21 protein-coding genes are annotated in these 18,301 nt (G+C 42.5%); all 21 read right to left on the reverse strand.

All coding sequences use genetic code 11. From position 1 onward, the window contains the following. Positions 1–8: 8 nt before the first annotated feature. The 21 genes from B9Y89_RS14805 to dprA all read right to left on the reverse strand — a co-directional run bounded on the left by B9Y89_RS14805 (position 9) and on the right by dprA (position 18,255). Positions 9–440 (reverse strand): flagellar basal body-associated FliL family protein, encoded by a 432-nt coding sequence (locus B9Y89_RS14805; protein ID WP_085523970.1) that lies wholly within the window; start codon positions 438–440, stop codon positions 9–11. Then, a complete protein-coding gene (locus B9Y89_RS14810) occupies positions 433–624 on the reverse strand; it encodes a flagellar FlbD family protein (protein ID WP_441351494.1) in 192 nt (63 codons plus the stop codon). Before B9Y89_RS14810 ends, B9Y89_RS14805 begins: the two co-directional genes overlap by 8 nt. A gap of 74 nt (positions 625–698) precedes the next feature. Further along, a complete protein-coding gene (flgF, locus tag B9Y89_RS14815; RefSeq protein WP_085523972.1) occupies positions 699–1,958 on the reverse strand; it encodes a flagellar basal-body rod protein FlgF in 1,260 nt (419 codons plus the stop codon). Between the two features lie 75 nt (positions 1,959–2,033). After that, the gene (locus B9Y89_RS14820) at positions 2,034–2,417 is read right to left on the reverse strand and encodes a TIGR02530 family flagellar biosynthesis protein (RefSeq protein WP_085523973.1); all 384 of its coding nucleotides are present in this window, start codon (positions 2,415–2,417) and stop codon (positions 2,034–2,036) included. After that, the gene (flgD, locus tag B9Y89_RS14825; RefSeq protein ID WP_085523974.1) at positions 2,414–2,869 is read right to left on the reverse strand and encodes a flagellar hook assembly protein FlgD; all 456 of its coding nucleotides are present in this window, start codon (positions 2,867–2,869) and stop codon (positions 2,414–2,416) included. The genes B9Y89_RS14820 and flgD overlap by 4 nt, the downstream gene beginning before the upstream one ends. Then, the gene (locus tag B9Y89_RS14830; protein ID WP_085523975.1) at positions 2,859–4,043 is read right to left on the reverse strand and encodes a flagellar hook-length control protein FliK; all 1,185 of its coding nucleotides are present in this window, start codon (positions 4,041–4,043) and stop codon (positions 2,859–2,861) included. Before B9Y89_RS14830 ends, flgD begins: the two co-directional genes overlap by 11 nt. A 119-nt stretch (positions 4,044–4,162) precedes the next feature. Beyond that, complete coding sequence (locus B9Y89_RS14835; RefSeq protein WP_085523976.1) at positions 4,163–4,768, reverse strand: MotE family protein; 606 nt, start codon at positions 4,766–4,768, stop codon at positions 4,163–4,165. A 10-nt stretch (positions 4,769–4,778) separates the two neighbouring features. After that, entirely contained in the window at positions 4,779–5,216 is a 438-nt protein-coding gene (gene fliJ, locus B9Y89_RS14840) for a flagellar export protein FliJ (protein ID WP_176222246.1), read from the reverse strand. A gap of 1 nt (position 5,217) precedes the next feature. After that, positions 5,218–6,531 (reverse strand): flagellar protein export ATPase FliI, encoded by a 1,314-nt coding sequence (gene fliI / locus B9Y89_RS14845; protein ID WP_085523978.1) that lies wholly within the window; start codon positions 6,529–6,531, stop codon positions 5,218–5,220. Next, positions 6,515–7,288 carry a flagellar assembly protein FliH gene (fliH, locus tag B9Y89_RS14850; RefSeq protein ID WP_085523979.1) on the reverse strand — a complete coding sequence of 258 codons (774 nt, stop codon included), beginning with the start codon at positions 7,286–7,288 and terminating at the stop codon, positions 6,515–6,517. Before fliH ends, fliI begins: the two co-directional genes overlap by 17 nt. Continuing rightward, positions 7,272–8,276, reverse strand: coding sequence for a flagellar motor switch protein FliG (gene fliG, locus B9Y89_RS14855; RefSeq protein ID WP_085523980.1), 1,005 nt, complete (start codon positions 8,274–8,276; stop codon positions 7,272–7,274). Before fliG ends, fliH begins: the two co-directional genes overlap by 17 nt. An 11-nt stretch (positions 8,277–8,287) precedes the next feature. Next, positions 8,288–9,880 carry a flagellar basal-body MS-ring/collar protein FliF gene (gene fliF, locus B9Y89_RS14860; protein WP_085523981.1) on the reverse strand — a complete coding sequence of 531 codons (1,593 nt, stop codon included), beginning with the start codon at positions 9,878–9,880 and terminating at the stop codon, positions 8,288–8,290. 35 nt (positions 9,881–9,915) lie between these two features. After that, positions 9,916–10,218 (reverse strand): flagellar hook-basal body complex protein FliE, encoded by a 303-nt coding sequence (fliE, locus tag B9Y89_RS14865; protein WP_085523982.1) that lies wholly within the window; start codon positions 10,216–10,218, stop codon positions 9,916–9,918. A 13-nt stretch (positions 10,219–10,231) separates the two neighbouring features. After that, a complete protein-coding gene (gene flgC / locus B9Y89_RS14870; RefSeq protein WP_085523983.1) occupies positions 10,232–10,678 on the reverse strand; it encodes a flagellar basal body rod protein FlgC in 447 nt (148 codons plus the stop codon). Positions 10,679–10,680: 2 nt separating this feature from the next. Next, the gene (gene flgB, locus B9Y89_RS14875) at positions 10,681–11,061 is read right to left on the reverse strand and encodes a flagellar basal body rod protein FlgB (RefSeq protein ID WP_176222247.1); all 381 of its coding nucleotides are present in this window, start codon (positions 11,059–11,061) and stop codon (positions 10,681–10,683) included. A 323-nt stretch (positions 11,062–11,384) separates the two neighbouring features. Next, the gene (codY, locus tag B9Y89_RS14880) at positions 11,385–12,161 is read right to left on the reverse strand and encodes a GTP-sensing pleiotropic transcriptional regulator CodY (protein ID WP_085523985.1); all 777 of its coding nucleotides are present in this window, start codon (positions 12,159–12,161) and stop codon (positions 11,385–11,387) included. Positions 12,162–12,184: 23 nt separating this feature from the next. After that, positions 12,185–13,585, reverse strand: coding sequence for an ATP-dependent protease ATPase subunit HslU (hslU, locus tag B9Y89_RS14885; RefSeq protein WP_085523986.1), 1,401 nt, complete (start codon positions 13,583–13,585; stop codon positions 12,185–12,187). 27 nt (positions 13,586–13,612) lie between these two features. Continuing rightward, positions 13,613–14,158, reverse strand: coding sequence for an ATP-dependent protease subunit HslV (gene hslV, locus B9Y89_RS14890; protein WP_254901262.1), 546 nt, complete (start codon positions 14,156–14,158; stop codon positions 13,613–13,615). 13 nt (positions 14,159–14,171) lie between these two features. Further along, positions 14,172–15,065 carry a tyrosine recombinase XerC gene (gene xerC, locus B9Y89_RS14895; RefSeq protein ID WP_085523988.1) on the reverse strand — a complete coding sequence of 298 codons (894 nt, stop codon included), beginning with the start codon at positions 15,063–15,065 and terminating at the stop codon, positions 14,172–14,174. A gap of 119 nt (positions 15,066–15,184) precedes the next feature. After that, positions 15,185–17,260 carry a type I DNA topoisomerase gene (gene topA, locus B9Y89_RS14900; protein ID WP_085523989.1) on the reverse strand — a complete coding sequence of 692 codons (2,076 nt, stop codon included), beginning with the start codon at positions 17,258–17,260 and terminating at the stop codon, positions 15,185–15,187. A gap of 113 nt (positions 17,261–17,373) precedes the next feature. Next, entirely contained in the window at positions 17,374–18,255 is an 882-nt protein-coding gene (gene dprA, locus B9Y89_RS14905; protein ID WP_085524758.1) for a DNA-processing protein DprA, read from the reverse strand. Positions 18,256–18,301: the final 46 nt, after the last annotated feature.

Here is an 18,301-nt window from a genome sequence, read left to right on the forward strand (position 1 = left end):
CAGCTCACCTATTGGACAAGTTTCTTAGTTATGAAGACATGATCGACTTTACCTTGATTCAAGTATTCATTAATCGCTTGTTTGACATCACCCTCAAACGCATTGATGCCTTTTTTTCCTTGAATATGTTTGGCTTCCATATCCGCTAGAAGCGAGATGATTGTATTCTTGACTCGGAATTGCCTTTTTTTAAGCTCATTTTTTGCATCTTCGCTCGTTACTTGAATACTAAGAGCAATTTTGATAAATTGATCATTTTTTAAATTAGTCGTCATTTCGTCCATTTTAACCAGCTGCTTGTCCACAATCTCATCAATAGACGGTTGTTCGGACGTTTTATTATGCGTCCTATATTGCAGATAAAAATAACCTGAAATGATGAATACTGTTAATAAGAGCAAGATAACGATGGTTCGGTTGAGCCATTTGGATTTAAACATCTTTCGCCTCTCCTTCTGGCACAAACATATGAGCTGAAGCAAGGTGCTTAAAACATTGATTGATTAAGCCAATCACATCACTTTCACGCTCTTTAACCACGACCTTTTTACCACTTTTAAGGGTGATCGTAGTATCAGGTAGTGATTCAACTTGTTCAATAAAAAAAGCATTGAGTGCGAACATTCGCCCATTTAACCTCGTCAGTGAAATCATTAATTAAGGCGGAGGGGTTCCCCCCACCTTCCCCCCTTTTACATCTAGCGTTTTAAATTCACAAGCTCCTGAAGCACTTTGTCAGATGTTGAAATGACACGCGCATTGGCTTGAAAACCGCGTTGAGCCGTAATCATTTCTGTAAATTCATTCGCCAAATCAACATTTGACATCTCCAACGCCCCGGCCACAATGGAGCCGCCATCGCCACCTGCTGTAGCCAAAATTGGCTCCCCGGAGTTACTTGTGTTTTTATAAAGGTTACCGCCTGCTTTCTCAAGTCCCCCTGGATTATTGAACTTGTACATCTGCACTTGACCAACCGTTTGCACATCACCATTGGTCAAAACCGCATTGATATTTCCCGATGAACCAATACTGAAACTATTAACCTTTGGCACATCCCCGATCACATCCGCCGTCGTCGGTTGATTTCTAACAGTAAGTCCATCGAAATTCAAATTTTCTTCATTAATGTTCATCGATGTGCCACTAATATTAATATCAAACGACTGGTTGCCCCCTGGAATATCAACACTTTTAACCGATCCATCTTTATTTAAGGTGATGGTTCCAGCTGGATCAGGTGTCACTTCATCACCTTGCGAAGAAAGATTGAAATTCAGTTTCTTTAAATACTCGTCCCCATCATCATTCGTTCCAAGAGCTTCATTACCAGGCACTTGAACATTTAAATGGGCGGTGTGCTGAGCCCCGTTTTCATCAATAACAGTCATTTCTGTTGATAGATTGTCACCAGAGTCATTTAGCTTACTGGCATCAAAATTGCCCGCGAGTTGAATAGAGTCGGTTGAGGGTTTGTGAATGCTCGTATCGTTGATCTGTAGAGCACTTGATTCATTATTGAGGTTCCCTGTTTCAGGATTAATCTGGTAACCCTGAACTTGCATCCCTTCCGAATTGACCAAGTTACCGTTACTGTCTAAATAAAAATTTCCCGCTCTTGTATAATAAGATTGGTTGCCGTCATTCACCTGGAAAAAGCCGTCGCCGGATATAGCTAAGTCAAGATTACGACCGGTTGTCTGCAAACTCCCTTGCGTTTGGAGATTATCAATACTCCCCATCGTCGACCCTAGTCCAACTTGTTTTGGGTTCACACCGCCACGGTCAAAGGTCGGTGCGCTTGCTCCTGAGATCTGCTGACTCACGAGATCTTTGAAAGTGACCCTGCCTTTCTTATAACCATAGGTATTAACATTAGCAATGTTATTACCTATCACATCAAGTTTCGTTTGAAAGTTCTTCAAACCGCCAATAGCGGAATACATTGAGCGTAGCATTGCTTGTCCTCCTCTAAATTACGTTTCACCGCTTCAAGTCAGTCCACGGCATTAGGCCCCCTGAATAGGTCCAGCCTATTGATCAATCATTATGGCTCCATCTATGTTCGTGAAAATGTGGGCATCTGTCTCATCCCTGCCCATCGCAGTAATCACCGTATCATTTTTAACACTGACAACCAGCGCTGCTTGGTGGGTCATCACTAATGAATCCGATATACCCTTTGTCCGAGCTTCATTGACTTTTTCATTAATTTTATGCCAACCTGCTTCGGAAATCTGAATGTTCCGTTCCGACAAACGCTTGGCAGCATGTTTGCTGATTTTTAACCTATCATGGGCTTGAACCTCATTTGCCAACACATTCTGAAATGATGACCGAGATGATATGGTCTGCTGAGATGTCGATGACGGTTGATGACTCGGGTATAAATGATGCGTTTGGATCGGCTTCATCATTCTTCTGATTGACCTTCTTGTTCAGTGTGATCGGCAATTTTTATCACCTGAGAAGTTGGGATGACATCGCCTGCGCGTGTGACATACTTCATGGAACCTTCCTGAAATTGAATAGCTTTAACGACTCCACTGCGCTGTTCAACCTCATCCTCATCAGAACCCATGTTCCAAGTAATTTCCTTACCAATCACTTTGGATTGTCTTCCCAATTGAGACGAACTCTGTGAATCTACAAATGTTTTGAGCATATTTGTCATATTGGTCGTCTGTTCCAATGAACTAAAAGTTGCCATCTGTGAAATAAAAGCTTTATCTTTCATCGGTTCTAACGGATTCTGAGTTTTTAACTGGGTAATCAAGATTTTTAAAAAATCATCTTTACCTAACGACTTATCCTGCTGTTGTTTTTGCGGTTGCTTATTTGTTAATAAAAGCGATGGATCAATGTTCATGTCTCATGACCTCTTTCTCTAGCCAATCTAAAAAGGGGGTATCGTCATCATGGTTATCGGCATTGTCTTCATCAAAAGCATCATTGAATGAATGTCCCTGTTCCTCTTCTGATTGTTGTCCTGATGGTTGTCCCGATTGCTGCCCATCTTGTCCTTGTTGATCAGATTCCGATGAGTGGGGGGCCAACTGGATATCAAGACGTTGTACATTTAATTGTTGGCCTTGAAACGCTTGTTTTAACTGATGCACCTGTGATTGTAGTATGTCTTTCGCTGCTGCTGTATGGGCAGCGATTTTGGCATGCATGCCGTCAACGTCTTTAACAATCGTGACATCCAAACGCCCAAGCTGGTCCGGAATCAATTTAATAGTGAATTGCTGTTTGCCATGATTGGTGAACGTTAACTGACCTTTGGATGTTAAATGATCAATTTTCTGGATGATTTGTTGCTGTATACTATTTTTGGACGTTTGCTCATTTGTTTGATGCCAGATCAATTGTTGCATTTTATCCATAGTTCCTGATTGAAAACTGGTGTCAGTCTGGGTCACCGGAGCAGCTTTAACATTTGAAAACTTCGGCTGTGTCGTCTGAAGTATCGATGGCAGCATGGTTGTTTGCTGCTTTACATCAGGCAGGGACTGTGCTCGTTGGTATCCGGTACGCCGAGATTTGTCCATTTTTGGTAATTGATCTAGCAGAGCGGTGAGTCGATTCTGGAACTCCTTCGTGAGACTCTGGTTAGGCTGCCGGTGCGACATTGACATGGATGACTGAATGTCATTATGTAAGGTTGATAACACGTTAACCCATTGCTGTTTTTGACTGGATCCCGATAACATCCCTTGCTGTTTCATTTGATCCAGCCATTGTATGACAGCTTGAATTTGATCACTAAGGTGTTCCATTGACCCAGTGTGGTCCTCTGAATGCTTCTCATCCTTATTTATCAGCTTTATCTGTTGGTCCAACGTTTCACTAATGTTGTTTAATAATGATTTGAGTTCCTTAAGGAGATCTTGAAGCGATCCATTGACGCCTGCCGAATTCTTATCCCCCTTAAGATAAGATGAAAATGGGACAGATTGACCACCTTGTGCTTGACCTGTTCGCGCCTGTGGTTTAATAAGACTTTTAGCATTCATCGCGGAAAGAAACGACGCTGCTGTCATAACTTTATCACCTCCCTCTACAATCAATCTTACTTTGTTAACTTCACCTCCCGGCTAAAATAATACAGTAGTGCTTAGCGAAGCGGGGAAGGACGCCCTTTCAGGTATGACATCAGTGACTATTGATTTTGTGTTTGCTCGTCTTTCCATTGATTCACATCCAAAAGCGAGGTTAGCGCCGCCGCTTCTTCGGCTGTCATATTTTCCAAAATCGACGCCTTCACATCGTTACTTAACACATTTAAATACTCTGCAGCTTTGTTATGATCCATTTTTGCTAGTATGGCTGCTGCCTTGCCCGGTTCCATGTTTTCATATGTGTCCGTAATCACGTTAAATTTAGCCTGTTGATCAGACTCAGTCTGCTTAAGCTGCTTTTTATCTTGTTTTAACGACTGATTTTGTTTTTCCCATTGCTCATTTTTGGTTTGAGCTTGAGTCAACTGTTGCTCTAATTGTTTAATCTGTTTGGATTTCTGCTTAACTTCCTCTTGCAACCTCTCGAACTCAGCTGACGAAGGGGTTGCGGAAGTATCATTTTCTGCGAGAGCACCAACAACCGGTACCTGATTTGCCCATGATGTCATCGTACTTGTCGGTTCATAACCTAAAACTTTCAACACCATCCACGTAACGGTGCTAGCGAACATTAAGGCAATGATCACGACCAACAATAACTTTAAAATTTTTAATGCGAATGATGGTTTCCGCGGTGAATCTTCCATGGTTTTTCACCTACTGTCTTAGAAATTGTTGCTGAGCGGTTTCATCCATTTTTCGGTTGTCGCTCTTCTTCTCAGCTTCTGAATATTGAAGCCACTGCTTGTGTCTGTGTTTTTCATACTTCTTTACTTCTTGTGATTGCTCAACTAATTGCTGATTCGCCGCCTCTAGTGCTTGCTTTTTCTGTTGATACTGGTTTTGAATATCCGCGATAAGATGGTCAATATGTTTTAATTGCTGTTGAATATCCATAATAGATCCTGCAGGTATCCGCTCCGCCAATTCCGAACTTAACTTGTCCTGAATATGTTCTTTTCGTTTTAACAAATCGACAAGTTTTTGTCCCACAGCTTCCAGTTGCTCATAGAGTTGTTGGTACTCACTTTCCATCATTTGTTGTTTATCATAGTTAAGCTTAAGCAAGCGATTGAATTGATACACAAATGGCATTTTAGTCGCCTCCAAACACATCCGTTAGTTCTTTTACAGCCTCTGAAAATGAGATGGCGTCTAAATGATCTTGCTGCAAAAATGATTGGATTTTGGGATAAAAGGCGATCGCCTGATCCACTTCAGGCGAGCTTCCTTTTTGATAGGCACCTATATTGATAAGATCCTCTGATTCCACATATTTTGCTAGCCGTCGTCTTAAATTCTGCGCCGCCTGCTGTTGTTCCGCTGGAACGATTTTTGTCATTAAACGGCTGATACTTTTGAGTACATTAATAGCTGGATAACGTCCTTGCTCAGCAATGTCACGATCTAACACAATATGACCGTCTAAAATGCCGCGGGCTGTATCAGCGATAGGCTCGTCCAAGTCATCACCATCGACAAGCACTGTGTAAAAAGCCGTGATCGAACCGTTACTATCCGTTCCTGCACGCTCAAGCAATTGCGGCATCAAAGCAAACACAGAGGGTGGATAACCTTTCGTTGTTGGCGGTTCTCCTGTTGCCAAACCAATTTCTCTCTGGGCCATAGCCACTCTTGTTAATGAATCCATCATTAACATGACGTCCATCCCTTGATCACGGAAATATTCAGCAATGGCCGTGGCGGTGAGTGCACCTCTGATTCGACTCAGAGGAGATTCATCACTGGTTGCGGCCACGATGATCGATCGCTTCAAACCCGTATCACCTAGTTCGTTTTCCACAAATTCCCTGACTTCACGGCCACGTTCTCCGACTAAAGCAATAACATTAATATCAGCCGTCGTGTTTTTGGCGATCATGCCCATCAGGGTACTTTTTCCGACCCCGCTACCGGCAAAAATGCCAACACGCTGTCCTTTACCGATCGTTAACAACCCATCAATAGATCGTACGCCGACCGACAAAGGCTCCGTAATGGCGGGACGTTCGAGCGGATTCGGGGGTTGTCTATCCGTCGAGAACGGCACCAACCCCGAAACATCATCCGTTGACAGCCACGGTTGTCCTATGCTGTTTAACACTTTACCGATCAACGCTGTCCCAATATCGATGGCCAGTGGCCGACCGGTTGACTCAACCCAACTTCCTGATGCGATGCCGTCCGTTTTCGCATAAGGCATCAATAACAAATGTTCATCATGAAAACCAACGACTTCGGCCCTAATTTTCGCGCCCGTTTCTGGAATATGTATGTAACATAGATCGCCTGTAGATGCGGGAGGACCTTTTGATTCAATTAACATCCCGACGACCCTAGTAATTCTGCCATACCGATTAAATGGATCCATTCGATCAATCTGGTCAATACAGTCAATCGCTGTTTTCATAGGATGACTCCATTAAAGTTAGTAATTGAGTTTTTAAATTACTTAATTGTGTATCTAAACCAGCAGAAATTTTTCCAAACGCTGTTTCCAGTTCACACTGACCTTTGACTAACTGATCATCAGGGTACACCAGAACGCGGCCTCCTTGTGTCACTTCGGTTAATGCGTCTTTGATGGCCACTGTTTGTCCATAATCATCAGGAGCAACGGTCAATTTGATTGTGTCGTACTCTTTGGTTTCTTTGATAACCGTCTGCAAGAATGCTTGCCACCGATCCGTTGACTCATTGAGCACATCACCTAATATCTTTTCAGCTAGTTTCACAGCGATCTGCACAATATCAACTTCTGCTTGATCCAAATAGTCGGCGTAATCTTGTTCCATACGCTCAACCATTGCTTGAGCCAATTTCACTTGTGCTTGATAATCATCAAGCGCTTGTTGTTCCCCCTGCTGATAGCCTTGGTCATAGCCTTTTTGTTTTGCTTGTTCCTGCCGTTGGTCACACTGACGGTCGTGCTCTTGCTTGTCCTGTTCAAGCTGGTTTTGGAAAGCCTCATATTCATCCGCGATTTGCTGCTTCATGCTTTGGTGTTGATCCTGCAACATGCGAAGCTCGTTCGCCAACTGCTGTTTTTGCCGTTCATCGTGATCAGCCATAGAGGCTTCCGGTGACTGTAGGTTCAAGATGCTGTTCAGTTGCTTAACGTTACCTGAGGTGCTGGCTTGTTTGATAATTTTAGACGACAATGTCATCACTTCCACCCCTGGCAATGACGATTTCTCCTGTTTCTTCCAAGCGACGAATGATGGAAACAATCCGTGTCTGCGCCTCTTCTACATCACGCAAACGAACAGGTCCCATAAATTCTGTCTCTTCTTTTAAAGTGGCCGCCATCCGCTCTGACATATTTTTATAGATAACGCCTTTAACATCATCGCTGGCCGACTTAAGAGCCAACATAAGATCCTCATTGTCAACATCGCGGATGACTCGCTGAATCGCCCGGTCATCCAGGGCAACAAGGTCTTCAAAGACAAACATACGTTTTTTGATGTCTTCCGCTAGCTCTGGATCTTGGACGGATAAGGATTCCAAAATCGTTTTTTCCGTCGAACGATCTACACCGTTCAACACTTCTACAACTGCACCAAGTCCACCGGCTTGAGTGTAATCTTGCGTCATTGTTGAGGACAGCTTTTGTTCTAAAATCCGTTCAACTTCATTCACAATTTCGGGGGATGTCCGATCCATGACAGCAATCCGTCTAGCAATATCTCCTTGAACATCTTGAGGTAAGGCCGACAAGATTTGTCCCGATTGCTCACTATTAAGATAGGAAAGCACAAGGGCGATCGTTTGCGGGTGTTCATGTTGAATAAAATTCAAAATCTGATTGGCATCCATTTTCCGCATAAAGTCGAAAGGTTTAACTTGCAATGTTGAGGTTAACCGGTTAATTACCTCAGAAGCACTTTCACTTCCCAAAGCCTTTTCAAGTACTTCTTTGGCATAACCAATGCCACCTTGTGTGATATATTCCTGACCAAGAGCCAGCTGATAAAATTGATTCATCACTTCCTGCTTGGCATCTTTATCTATCTTTCTGACATTGGCCATTTCTAATGTCAGTTGTTCAACTTCTTCATCGGATAGATATTGGTACACACTAGCAGCGACGTCAGAGCCGAGAGCAATCATCAAAATGGCTGCCTTTTGTTTACTGTTCATATCTGCTCGCATGTTGACCCTCCCTATTCCTCATTCAACCAGGTTCTTAGAAGTTTAGCGAAATCATCGGGATGGTTTTCGGCAATGGCCGCTAATTGATCTCGCTGCTTATGATCTTCCCGACTAATTTCAGGTGATTGGTCCTCCTGTTCTTGCCAGTCACTTTCATCCTTGACTACGGTATCTTCTTTTTCAAAAGTTTGCCGGCGTCTTCTAAACAAAAGGAACAGCAAAACCAAAATAATAGCGACTAAAGCAGCACTGGCAATATATAGCCAGATCGGCGTCCCGCCATTATTCTCCGGTTCAGGTTGCTCTGTTTTGCCATTGAGCTCCCCAACGCTCACAACTGATTTATCTGCAATTTCTTGATCCGTTAGGTTTGCACCGCCATCTTCGTTAAGATTAGTTCGAATAATTGTACCAAGGATTTTTTGAATGTCTTGGACGTTTTTTTGTGGCAGCGAACCCGGATTATCAGATTCAGGCGGTTCCACCATGACTTGGATGGCCATATCTTTCAGCTCATAGGGACTTTTGGTAATATCCTTATGGATTCTGTTAAATTCATTATTAATACGTTTTTCAACGTGCTTATAAGACCCATCATCGTCTTCGGTTGTTGCCGACTGGTTCGATGGGATATTACTTTCCTCTCCTGTAACTTGACCAGCTGCACCGGTGCCTGTATAAGTCTCAGTTACACTTTCGGCTGATACTTGAAGACCCTTCATCGCTTCTTTGTCAACTGGCTCGACTAATTCTTGCGTTTGTTTTTCTTTAGTAAAGTCGATGTCTGTTGATACATTAACCAGCACCTTATCACGCCCCATCATCGTCCCTAACATTTGTTGGACACGACGGCGGATATTTTGCTCGATGCCTTGTTTGACTTCTTGATTTTGTTGATAAGTTGAGAATGTACTTGTTGATTGCTGCTTTTTCTTGTCATAGTAGTTAAAAAACTGGTCCATTATGACGATATTATCTTCAGGAAGGTTAGGAACACTCTTGGATACAAGACGAAACAAGCCGTTAACCTTTGCTTGATCCAGTTGTGTGCCCCCTTCCAAATTTAAAACGATGGAAGCTGAAGCGGCTTTCTGTTTTTCATCACTAACCCAAACACTTTTTTTAGGTAAATTAATCATGACATCGGCGGACTGAACACCGTCAATATTTGATACCAGCGAGGACAGCTCGTTTTGCACCGCCGCACGTTCCGTGACATCAAATTGCTTATCCGTCATGCCGAACCCGGCATTTTCCCCAAAGAACGAGTAATCGATAGAACCGCTTTTTGGAATGCCTTCTGCGGCTAAATCGACTTTTAAATCATTGACGTTAGACTCGGGAACCTTAATCGTTGTTCCACCGTCAGTCACTTTATAAGAGATGCCTTTGCTCTGTAAATTTTCTTTAATTTGGCCGGCTTCGGAAGGTGATAACTCTTTATATAAAGGAACAAATGTCGTATAGCTGCTCACGGCAATGACAATGAACAAAATAAGAATGAAAGCTGAAATTGCTGCAACAATACTGATCCGTTTCTTCTTTGTCATACCTTCCCAAAACTTTTTTATGGATGACCAAACCTTTATCAATCGTTCTTTCATACCCTTCCCCCAAAAAACACACAAATCTTTAGATACTAGATTTGCATTCTCATAATCTCACGATAAGCATTCACTGCTTTATTTCTAACATTAACTGTCGTTTGCAACATAACTTCCGATTTTTGCATCTTAATCATGACATTATGTAAGTTATCAGCTTGACCTTGAGCCAAATCAGTAATCGCTTGTTCAGCGCTATTCTGTGACTGATTCACGTTTTGAATCGCCTGCTGCAACTGATGCCCAAAAGCTTTTCCAGCCTGAGCCGCTGATGGATGATTTTGCTGTCCTGGACGAACATTGGACTGAACGTTCGCTAGATTGACGAATTCACTCATCTAAGCCCCCCAATCATTTGCCGATTTTCAGTGCATTGATTAACTGATTCTTATTAGCATTCAATACCGTCACATTAGCCTCATAAGATCGAGACGCACTGACTAAGTCAACCATTTCTTTTAACGGATCAACATTAGGCATTTGTACATAACCGTCATCATTTGCATCAGGGTGATCCGGTTGGTAAACCATTTTAAAAGGCGTTTCGTCTTGGACAACACCATTGACTTGAACTCCCCCTGATGAGGTCGAGTGCTTAGCATCATTCAAGTGTTCGGAAAAACTCATTTTAATCGGCGAAGTTGTTACCATTTTGCGACGATAGGGCTGCCACTCGCCATCGATTTTTTCTGCTCTTGTTGTATTAGCATTCGCCATATTAGCGGAAGTGACATCCATACGAAGACGTTGCGTCGTTAATGCCGATCCTGATATGTTAACGCCGGTAAAAACCCCCAATATTATTGCACTCCCTTCACAACAGCTTTAAGGGTTCGAAAGTCGTGATTCATAGCATTAACAAATGCTTGATATTCCGTCTGACTTTTAGCTAACCGCGTCATTTCGCGATCCACGTCCACGTTATTGCCATTATTTTGAATAGTCGTCTGCTGATTGTTAACCACTCGGCTATTGCCTGTACCATCAAACGGAACATGTTCCGTTTGCGTACGATGGGCTTGAATTCCTGCTTTCAAAGCATCTCGAAATTCAACATGTTTGGCTTTGTAATTTGGTGTATCCACATTCGCGATATTTTGGGAAATGACTTGCTGCTTTAAAGCTGTTTGATTGAGTGACTTCGACAACAGCGGGACCGTTGTTCCTTGAAATAATCCCATCAACATTCCTCCAACCTTTTTATCAGTCAATAAGTATATTTTAACAATAATTTTCTCTCCGTCTACAAAATGATGGGTAATTAGACAAAATTCGATACAAAAGTCCCACACTTTTATAGTGTCTTTTTACTATTTTTCAGCAATATAATTAAGCTAAAGGATTGGAAGTGATTCTAAATAATGGGTTATTAAAGGGTTCAGTGAGAAATGATTTTAAAATGTATCGTTCGAAGGCATAGGAGATCGGCACTTCATGTTTTTTGAACTTGGGGATATTAAGAAAGAGCAGAAACCGTACCATAGGCACGGTTTCTGCTTAATGATTAATCACCTTGGATTTTTTCTAGTTCATAGAGGAATTTGTCATTAAGAACTTTAATGTATGTTCCTTTCATACCTAAAGACCGGGATTCAATGACGCCGGCACTTTCAAGTTTCCGCAGAGCGTTAACGATAACTGAACGAGTAATACCGACACGATCAGCAATTTTACTGGCGACTAATAAACCTTCTTTACCATCCAGCTCATTGAATATATGCTCAATGGCTTCAAGTTCACTATATGACAATGAACTGATCGCCATTTGTACAATGGCTTTGTCTCTAGCCTCTTCTTCGACTTCTTCGGTTTTTTCCCGTAGAATTTCCATACCGACAACAGTGGAACCGTATTCGGCAAGAAGCAAGTCATCATCAGCAAAAGATTCTTGTAGACGAGATAAAACCAATGTACCCAAACGTTCTTGATTACCAACAATCGGAACAATGGTAGTCAAACCATTTTCGAACAATTCCCGGTTTTCTTCAGGGAAAGCCGTTAATGGATCGTTAATATCAATATTCGCGGACGTTTCGGTGATCTTAAATAAATTTTGCGTATATTCTTCCGGAAATTGACGCTGTTGGAACATTTCTTTCATCCGGTCATTCTCGATTTCAAGGTTCAAAGCCATGCCAATTAATTTTCCACGGCGGGAAAGAACAAAGATGTTGGCTTCAATAACATCACGCAACGTCTCTGCCATTTGATTAAAATTAACCGGTGTCGACGCGTTTTGTAACATATTGTTAATTTTACGCGTTTTTTCAAGTAGATTCATGATAATCCTCCTAAATTATTCAGTTATAGAATGTATTGGCTTAAATCGCGATTTTCGGCAATTGAAGACAGTTTATCTTCAACATACTCAGGTGTGATGGTGATTTTCTCAAGCGTGACATCCGGTGCTTCAAACGATAAATCCTCTAAAAGTTTTTCTAATATCGTATGAAGCCGTCTAGCACCAATGTTGTCTGTATCCTGATTCACTTCATACGCGATTTCAGCGATCCTACGAATAGCATCGTCAGAAAATTCAACATTAATACCTTCTGTTTCCAATAATGCTTTATATTGCTTTTGCAAAGCATTGTTAGGTTCGACTAAAATGTTCATAAAGTCGTCGACCGAAAGACTTGCAAGCTCCACCCGGATCGGGAACCGTCCTTGAAGCTCAGGAATCAAATCAGAAGGCTTGGCTGTATGAAAAGCACCGGCAGAGATGAACAAAATATGATCCGTTTTAACAGTGCCATATTTAGTCGTAATCGTCGAACCTTCGACAATCGGCAGGATATCTCTTTGCACACCTTCGCGCGACACATCTCCAGATTGACTGCTGCTATTCGCAGTTACCTTATCGATTTCATCAATAAAAATGATGCCCGATTCTTCAGCCCGTGTCACAGCTTCTTGGTTGACCTCATCCATATCAATCAGTTTTTGAGCTTCATCTTGCTTTAATACGTCCCGGGCATCACTTACCGTGAGCTTTCGCTTTTTCTTTTTCTTCGGCATCATGTTGCCAAGCATATCCTGCATGTTCATACCTAATTGTTCCATACCCGCACCCTGAAACAAATCAAACATGCCTTGTTGTTGCTGCTCCTCAACTTCGATCGTTACCATTTGCTCTTCAAGTTCACCTAGTTCTAACAGGCGGCGTGTTTGGTCCCGCTTTTCTTTCTTACTTGTGTCTTCATCTTCATCGTCAGTATTGTCCGATTCTTGATTTTGTGAACCGAAGAACATTTCAAAAGGATTCTTGTTACCTGTCTCTTTTTTCTTCGACGGAACCAAGATATCAACCAGGCGTTCATTAGCCAACTCAGTAGCTTTGTCTTCAACTTCCGCCATTTTCTCCTCTTTAACCATACGAATCGATGTCTCAACTAAATCACGAATCATGGACTCGACGTCCCGCCCTACATAACCGACCTCGGTAAACTTTGTCGCTTCCAATTTAACGAATGGTGCACCAACAAGCTTTGCAAGCCGACGAGCAATTTCTGTTTTGCCCACTCCGGTCGGTCCAATCATCAAAATATTTTTTGGTACAATTTCATCTCGAATCTTCTCATCCAAAAGCATCCGCCGATATCGATTGCGCAAGGCAATGGCTACCGATTTTTTTGCTTTCTTTTGCCCAATGATATACTGATCCAAACGCTCGACAATTTGTTTAGGGGTTAACGCGTTCGTCATCAACAATGCCTCCTTAGTAAGACAAGACTACAACTCTTCAACTACAATTTGATTATTCGTAAACACACAAATTTCGCTGGCAATATTCAGTGCTTGGTAAGCAATGTCTTTGGCTGATAGTCCTTCACTATACCGCTTGAGAGCCCGACCGGCTGCGAGCGCATAGTTACCACCCGATCCAATAGCTAATATACCATCATCCGGTTCAATGACTTCTCCTGTTCCAGAAATGAGTAAAAGCTTAGAAGCATCCATAACAATCAGCATGGCCTGCAACTGCCTTAATACTTTGTCACTGCGCCATTCTTTAGCTAATTCAACAGCCGCTCTTTGTAGATTGCCATTGAATTCCTCAAGCCTACCTTCAAATTTCTCGAATAAAGTGAATGCATCAGCAACAGAGCCGGCAAATCCGGCAACCACTTTTCCATGATAGAGTTGACGAACTTTTCGAGCAGTATGTTTCATGACAACTTGTTCTCCTAAGGTAACCTGACCGTCACCGGCGATGGCAGCTTTGCCATTATGATGGATCGCAAATATAGTCGTTGCATGGAATTCAGAATTGCTCAACATGGATTCCTCCTTATGCTCTTGGGTGATGGGCTAAATATGTATCTCGCAAACGTTCCTTTGTGACATGGGTATATATTTGAGTCGTCGATAAGTTTTCGTGTCCCAATAGTTCCTGTACAGCACGCAAATCGGCACCAGCATTAAGCAGGTGGGTCGCAAACGAATGTCTGATTGTATGAGGGCTGACTTTATTCGTCAACGACGCCTTCTGAACCATCTTATGTAGAATCATTCGAATGCCTCTTGCTGACAGCTGACCGCCCCGATAGTTGACAAATAATTGACAATGATGCGGCTTCCGGTTCATCAACTGTTCTCTACCCTCTTTAATATAGCTCTCAAGCGCTTCAGATGCAAAACTTCCAACTGGAACATAACGTTCCTTTCTACCTTTCCCCTTAGCCATAACCATGCCGAGATCCAAATCTAATCGATCCAATGTCAAACCTGTCAATTCACTGACGCGTAAACCTGTTGCATACAATAGTTCTATTATTGCCTGATTACGCTGACCCAGCGGCTTGCTTAAATCTTCTACTTCAAGCAGCTTGCCCATTTCCTCCTCATATAAAAAGGACGGCAAACGGTGATGTTGCTTTGGAGAAGCCGCCAAGGCGAAAGGGTTATGTTCAAGTGACGATTCCCTATTAAGAAAGCGATAAAAACTTCGCAAAGCTGACAACTTGCGTGCAACCGTGCGTCGCGAGCGCCCAACTTGTACCTGGTCGGTTAAAAACAACCTAACAGAAGCATAAGAAACAGCAGCAAAATTCTTGATGCCCTGCTGCTTCATGAATTGCCGAAATGCTTCTATGTCATTAGTGTAGTGTACAATCGTATGTTCTGACGCATGCTTCTCAACTTCCAAGTATCTTATAAAGGATTTAACGAATGATTGAGTCATTTTTTACCACCAAACTTAAGAAAGCTCCTAAATCGTATCACAATTCAGGAGCTCTGACAACAGATTTTACAATTTTGTAACAAAATTCTGAATAGTCCTCTGTGTCCGCTTATTACGGATTATTGCGGGTCTTCTTGATAATCACAGTTGGAACACTTCACGTAATTCCCTTTTTTACGTTTTTTCTCAACAAGATACTCGCCACACTTAGGACAGTTTCTTGGTAAAGGTTTATCCCATGAAATGAAATCACATTCAGGATAGCGGTCACAACCATAGAACTTCTTCTGTTTCTTGCCCTTTCTTTCTACAACATTTCCCTCTTTACAGTTCGGACAAGTTACCCCGATTTCCTTCAGGATCGGTTTGGTGTTACGGCAGTCGGGAAAATTGGAGCATGCTAAAAACTTGCCGTAACGTCCCATCTTATAGACCATCTCATGACCGCATTCCTCACAATCAATGCCAGCCGGTTCGTCGCGGATTTCGACTTCTTTCATTTCCTTCTCCGCTTTTTCCAGATGCTTTTCAAAATCTTGATAAAACTCGGCAATGACTTTAACCCAATCTACTTTGCCTTCTTCAACCGCATCTAAATCGTCTTCCATCTTCACCGTAAAATCAACATCAATGATTTCTGAAAAAAACTCAACGACTTGTTCGAGGACAACCTCACCTAATTCCGTCGGGACAAATTTCCGATCCTCTAATGTGACATAATTACGGCGCTGAATGGTATCGAGCGTCGGGGCATAAGTTGAGGGCCGGCCAATGCCTAACTCTTCCATTGTTCGCACCAGACGAGCTTCCGAATAACGCGGCGGCGGTTGAGTAAAGTGCTGTTTCGGCTCAATCTTTTCCTTAGATACCTTCATACCATCTTCTAGTTGTGGTAAAAAGTTGTCATCATCTTTCTTTTTGTCATCACTGCCCTCAATGTAAAGTTTCATAAAACCGGGGAATTTTATTTTTGAACCTGTTGCCCGGAACATAACACCTTGGTTAACGAGATCAGCACGCACGGTATCCATAATGGCAGGTGCCATTTGACTGGCAACAAAACGTTCCCAGATCAATTTATATAGCCTGTACTGATCACGGCTCAAATGTTCCTTAATCTCTTTTGGCTTATTGCCAACGGACGTCGGTCGGATGGCTTCGTGAGCGTCTTGGGCGTTTTCATTTTTCTTTTTGCTATTTTGGCTGCCCTTTCCGACAAACTTGGAACCGTATTTATCTTTGATGTAATCCTTGGCTTCGCTTTGAGCCACATCAGAAATCCGGGTCGAGTCTGTCCGCATGTAAGTGATCAAACCGGTGGTCCCTTGCTTGCCAATATTAATCCCTTCATAGAGTTGTTGCGCTAACATCATCGTTTTCTTCGCTCGAAAATTTAATTTACGAGCCGCCTCCTGTTGGATGGATGACGTTATAAATGGCGGCACCGGGTTTCGCTTTCTTTCCTTCTCCGTGACATTCTGCACTTCAAATTGATCACCCTTAAGACGGTTTAAGACACTGTCGACTTCCGATTGATTGTTCAATTCCTGTTTTTTACCATCAACGCCGTAAAATTGGGCATTAAAAGTATCCTTTTCGGTTGTAAAGGTGCCATCGATCGACCAATATTCTTTGGGTTCAAAATTTTGTATCTCTTGTTCCCGCTCAATGATTAATTTTAAAGCGACCGATTGTACACGACCGGCACTTAAACCTTTTTTGACTTTGCGCCAAAGCAATGGGCTAATGTTATAGCCGACTAATCGATCCAAAACTCGACGAGCTTGTTGCGCATTGACTAAATCCATATCAATCGTTCGCGGCTCTTTAAATGCATCTTTGATAGCGTTTTTAGTGATTTCATTAAATACGACACGACATTCCGTATCATCACTAATGTTCAAACTATGCGCCAAATGCCAAGCAATCGCTTCGCCTTCACGGTCGGGGTCGGCTGCTAGATAGACTTTCTTCGCTTTTTTCGCAGCATCTTTTAATTCCTTAAGAACCGGGCCTTTCCCGCGTATAGTGATGTATTTCGGATCAAAATTATCGTCTATGTTCACGCCCATCTGACTTTTGGGCAAATCACGTACATGTCCCATTGAGGCTTTAACTTTAAATTTTTTTCCTAGATATCTATTGATGGTTTTCGCTTTAGCGGGGGATTCAACGATGACAAGATAGTCTTCCATACCTGTAATTTCTCCCCTTTTTTGTTTTAATAAAATCTTAACTTATATTAAATACTGTATCGTCGTTTGTCAAACAATGCCTATATCATACGACTACTTCTAGATGTTTTCGACTAGCTTATTCCAAAAAAATGGCGTTCATTCATAATATCTTGGCTGCTCGTAACTAATTTTGCGCCTTGTTGAATCAAACGATTGGTTCCCAGAGCATCATCTGTCAGTATTGTCCCTGGTACAGCAAACACATCACGGCCCTGTTCTAAGGCCTGGTCAGCCGTTATTAATGAGCCGCTTCGCTCTTTCGCTTCGACAACCAAAGTTCCTGCAGATAAACCGCTGATGATCCGATTGCGTTCGGGAAAACGCCATCGTGCCGGTTTCGTACTGGGAGGATATTCACTGATGACAAGATGATGATCACATAACAAGCGAAACAATCCTTGATTTTGTTTCGGGTATGGATGGTCAAAACCCGAGCCTAGTACAGCAATCGTTCCGTTTGTCAACCCTATTTGATGGGCCCGTGCATCAATCCCAACAGCCATGCCGCTGACAAGCACAAACCCCTCATTAACAAGGGGATTCAAAATTTTATCCATACTTTTCACGCCAGCCTGACTTGGGCGTCTGGTCCCAACCACGCTGAGTTTTTTTGCCGCCTGTAACAAGGATACATCGCCTTGTGTGTATAAGACCCAAGGCGGGTCATAGATTTCTTTTAACTCATTAGGATAATCAGCATCACCAATGGTTAACACGTGAATGCCTGTTTCTTGATACGTGCGAAGCAATCGTTCAATAGGTAGGGTATGTAAGGAGTGATAGAATGTTTCAACCTTTTGTCTTGGCGTTCTCATGATCTCAACAAAATCGTCAACGGATAAATCATAGAGCCGATCCAGCGCCTCCTGATGTGTCATAAGTTTGTCAATGCCGCGCCAGCCAATCCCCTGACAATGATGGACGTGAATGAGTTTACTCCTGTTGTCCACCATGCAGCCCCCTTTGGATGTGTCGATGAAACACAGTTTTTTGATAAAG

Origin of the sequence: Tuberibacillus sp. Marseille-P3662 (assembly GCF_900178005.1) — a bacterium.
Taxonomy (GTDB): Bacteria; Bacillota; Bacilli; order Bacillales; family Sporolactobacillaceae; genus Marseille-P3662.